The organism is Protofrankia sp. CiP1_Cm_nod2 (assembly GCF_920664355.1).
Lineage (GTDB): Bacteria > Actinomycetota > Actinomycetes > Frankiales > Frankiaceae > Protofrankia.
On sequence record NZ_CAKKTL010000350.1, the window covers coordinates 1 to 3,810 of the forward strand.

At 72.3% G+C, this 3,810-nt stretch carries 4 protein-coding genes; 3 read left to right on the plus strand and 1 reads right to left on the minus strand.

Features of this window, described 5'->3' with window-relative positions:
- Together fdhD and NBW84_RS23105 are read left to right on the plus strand one after the other, a co-directional pair.
- On the plus strand, window positions 1-804 hold an 804-nt coding region (gene fdhD / locus NBW84_RS23100; protein WP_250287369.1), incomplete at its 5' end, for a formate dehydrogenase accessory sulfurtransferase FdhD.
- 204 nt (window positions 805-1,008) lie between these two features.
- Complete coding sequence (locus NBW84_RS23105) at window positions 1,009-1,551, plus strand: hypothetical protein (protein WP_250287370.1); 543 nt, start codon at window positions 1,009-1,011, stop codon at window positions 1,549-1,551.
- A 47-nt stretch (window positions 1,552-1,598) separates the two neighbouring features.
- On the opposite strand, the gene NBW84_RS23110 is transcribed toward NBW84_RS23105, so the two are convergent.
- On the minus strand, window positions 1,599-2,585 hold the full coding sequence (locus NBW84_RS23110; protein WP_250287372.1) for an aldo/keto reductase: 987 nt from the start codon (window positions 2,583-2,585) through the stop codon (window positions 1,599-1,601).
- 327 nt (window positions 2,586-2,912) lie between these two features.
- Between NBW84_RS23110 and NBW84_RS23115 the strand changes: the two genes are divergently transcribed.
- The coding region (locus tag NBW84_RS23115; RefSeq protein ID WP_250287371.1) for a TerD family protein at window positions 2,913-3,810 on the plus strand (898 nt) is incomplete at its 3' end.

Genomic DNA, 3,810 nt, shown 5'->3' on the forward strand with positions numbered 1-3,810 from the left:
CTGGAACTGCGCGTGGCGGGAAGGCCGCTCGTCGTCACCATGCGGACGCCCGGGCACGACGTCGACCTCGCCTTCGGCTTCCTGACCGGTGAGGGGATCATCGGCGCCGGCTCGGACGTGCTGGGCATGCGCTACTGCGCCGGCACCGACGAGCAGGACGGGCAGGCCCACCAGCAGACCTACAACGTCCTGGACATCGCCCTCGCCCCGACGGTTCCCCCGCCCGACGCCAGCCTGCGACGGGCCTTCTACACCAGCAGCTCCTGCGGGCTGTGCGGGCGGGCCAGCATCGAAGGGGTGCGGCTGCGCGGCCGGTTCACCGTCGAGGACGACCCGCTGGTGCTGTGCCCGCGGGTGGTGCTGGCCCTGCCGGAGCGGCTGCGCGCCGCGCAGAAGGTCTTCGCCAGCACCGGTGGGCTGCACGCCGCCGGGATCGCCGACGCCGCCGGGAACCTGCTCGTGGTCCGGGAGGACGTCGGCCGGCACAACGCGGTGGACAAGGCCGTCGGTCACGCGGTGCGCGAGGGCGCGCTGCCGTTGCGCGGGCGGGTGCTGGTGGTCAGCGGCCGGGCGTCGTTCGAGCTGGTCCAGAAGGCCCTGCTGGCCGGGATTCCGGCGCTGGTCGCGGTGTCGGCGCCGTCGTCGCTGGCGGTCGAGCTGGCCGCGGACGCCGGTATGACGCTGATCGGCTTCGTCCGCGGGGATTCCATGAACGTCTACACCGGGGCGCACCGCGTCGGCACCGTCCCCGTGGTCCCCGTGGTCCCCGCCGTCCCCGCGGTCCCGTCCGACCCGTCGACGTAGCAGGCGCGGCAGACGTAGCAGGAGCCGCGGCGAGAGCCGGCTGTGACGACAACCAGTCGTGACGGCAACCTACTGTATCACTGGCCGTAGCACAATCTACTATTTTATAACATTTTGTAACTAATCGGACTCTACTGTGAAAGCGACCCGATCCATGCGTACTTGTCGGACATGGCGTGCATCCAGGGGATAAGATGCGCTCTTGTGACCTGCATCGTCGGTCTTGAGCATGACGGCAGGGTGATCATCGGTGGTGACAGCGCCGGGGTAGCCGGCTACTCCATCACCGTCCGCGCTGACACCAAGGTGTTCCGTAACGGCGAGTTCGTCATGGGTTTCACCTCGTCGTTCCGGATGGGCCAGCTCCTGAGGTACAGCCTGGTCCCACCCGCCCCCCAGACATGGGACATCGACCGGTTCATGGCCACCGACTTCATCTCCGCGGTGCGTGACTGTCTGCGCGAGGGCGGCTACACGCGCACCGAGTCGGGATCCGAGGCCGGCGGGGTGTTCCTGGCCGGTATCCGTGGCCGGCTGTACCGCATCGACTCCGACTTCCAGATCGGCCGCAGCATCGACCTGTACGACGCCGTGGGCTGCGGGGAGGAGTTCGCCCTGGGCTCCCTGCACGGCAGCGGGCATCTCGCCCCGGAGGACCGGGTGCAGCTCGCGCTGGAAGCCGCCGCGCACCACTCCTCGGCGGTGTGCCCACCGTTCCACGTCATATCCGCCCCGGGCCCCGGCTGACCACGGCGCCGGCCGCCGCCCGCCGGGGCCACGGCCGGCCGGGGCGGTCAGCGCCGGCGCAGCCCGCCGCGCAGGATGGCGGTGACCCGGGCCCGCCGGCCGCCGGTCGGGGTGAACGTGTCGGAGGCGTTCTTCAGCGCGCCGTACTCCTCGTCGGTCAGCTCGATGTCGGCGGCGGCGACGTTGCTCTCCAGCTGGGCGACGCTGGAAGCCCCGGGGATCGCGACCACGTTCGGGTGCCGGAGCACCCAGGCCAGCGCGATCTGCGCCGGGCTCGCGTCGTGCGCCGCGGCGACGTCACGCAGGACGTTGAGCACCGGCCGGGCCGCGTCCAGGTTCTCCGGCAGGAACAGCGGATGCGACGTACGCGCCAACGACGTCGGACGGCGTTCCCGGCTGTAGCGGCCGGAGAGCACGCCCATCGCGAGCGGGCTGTAGGCGATGATCAGCCGGTCGTTCTTCACCGCGTGCGGCACCAGCTCCCGCTCGGGCTGCGGGTGCAGCAGGCTGAACTGCACCTGGTTGGACAGCACCGGTGCGCCGAGCGCCTCCTCGGCCGCCTGCCAGCGCTCCAGCGGGTAGTTGCTGACGCCGACCGCGTCGACGAGGCCGACCCGTTGCAGCGCCGCCATGCCGCGCATGGCGCTGGTGTCGCGCAGCACGGGGTGGGGCTGGTGCACCTGGTAGAGATCGATCTGCCGGACGCCGAGCCGGTTGGCGCTGGCCACCGCGCGCTGCTCGACGACCGGCGCGACCGGCAGCACCGGGAACAGCTTCGTGGCGATGAAGGACGTCTCGAGCGCGCCGGCGTCCCGCAGCGCGGAACCGAGAATCCGTTCGCTGCGCCCGAAGCCGTACAGCTCGGCCGTGTCGAAGAAGGTCACCCCGAGCTCGAGCGCCCGCCGGACGATCGCCGGCGCCTCACTGCCGGCGTAGGCCGCGCCGTAGCCCCACTCACGGGAACCGAACTGCCAGGTCCCCAGCCCGATCACGGAGATCTTCTTCTTTGTCGCTACTCCGTCGACATACCGCATGACTCCAGTGAACGCCGTCCGGCGCCGGTGCGCGACCCGGTCGCGTCGGTACACGACCCGGTCGCGTCGGTACACGACCGAGTGGCGCCGGGCCGGGCCCCGCCCGCCGGCCGGCTGCCCGAAGCGCGGGTCACTGGCCTGCTGTGTCCGTCGGCTGACAGGGTCCGGACCGCTGTGGGCCGTCGAAGAGATCCTGGCCGGGCTGCTAGTTTTCTAGACGCCTCCGGCGAAGCGAGCACCCGGGTAGTCCGGTTTCGTGCGGTCCGCGTCCGTTCCGGATGCCCGGCGTCGAGGCAGACCGACAGGTCGACGCTGAAGGGGAGCGCGGTGGTCCAACAGTTCAACCGGGGGCAGAAGAGCCAGCTGTCCGCGGTCACCCCGGGCACCGACCTCTACATCGGGATCGCGCTGACCGCGCCCGGTCTCGCCTGGGACGTCTCCTGCTTCGGCCTGGACGCGAACGACCGGCTCTCCGACGATCGCTACTTCATCTTCTTCAACCAGCCGGCGTCCCCGGAGGGGTCGGTCCAGCTCCTGGGCGAGCAGGCCGGTGACACCCAGTCGTTCCGGGTGACGCTGGACAAGGTGCCGGCGGGCATCCACAAGCTGTCGTTCTGCGCGGCGATCGACGGCGCGGGCTCGGCGTCCCAGCTGGCCGCCGGCTACTTCCGGATCGTCGTCGGCGGCGCCGAGGTGCTGCGCTACGCCTTCACCGGGGCGGACTTCACCAGCGAGCGCGCCATCATCATCGGTGATCTCTACCGGAAGGGTGTCTGGCGGGTCGCCGCGGTCGGGCAGGGCTTCGCCGGCGGGCTCGCCGAGCTGATCCGCTCGTTCGGCGGCGATGTGGAGGACGACACACCACCGCCGCCACCGCCGGCCGCGCCGGCAGCGCCCAGTGGGTTCGGCCCGCCGGCCGGCGCCACCCGCACCCAGGCGGCACCCCCGCCCGCGGCTCCGCCTCCGTCCTCGCCCGCCCCCGGATTCGGGGCACCCGCCGCGAACTACGCCAAGCCGGCGCCCGCGCCGGCCCCGCCGCACGTCCCGCCGGCCCCATCGCACGTCCCGCCGGCCCCATCGCACGTCCCGCCGGCACCGCCGCCGGCGCATGCCCAGCCGGTCGCGCCCCCACCGCCGGCCCAGCCGGGTTACGGCCAGCCGGCGCCCGCCGGGCCGGGCTACGGGCAGCCGGCGCCGGGCCATGCGCAGCCCGCCGGGTACGGTC

Coding starts and splice junctions, on each gene's coding strand:
- NBW84_RS23110 (WP_250287372.1), bottom strand. CDS start 2,585: ATGCGGTATGTCGACGGAGTAGCGACAAAGAAGAAGATCTCCGTGATC.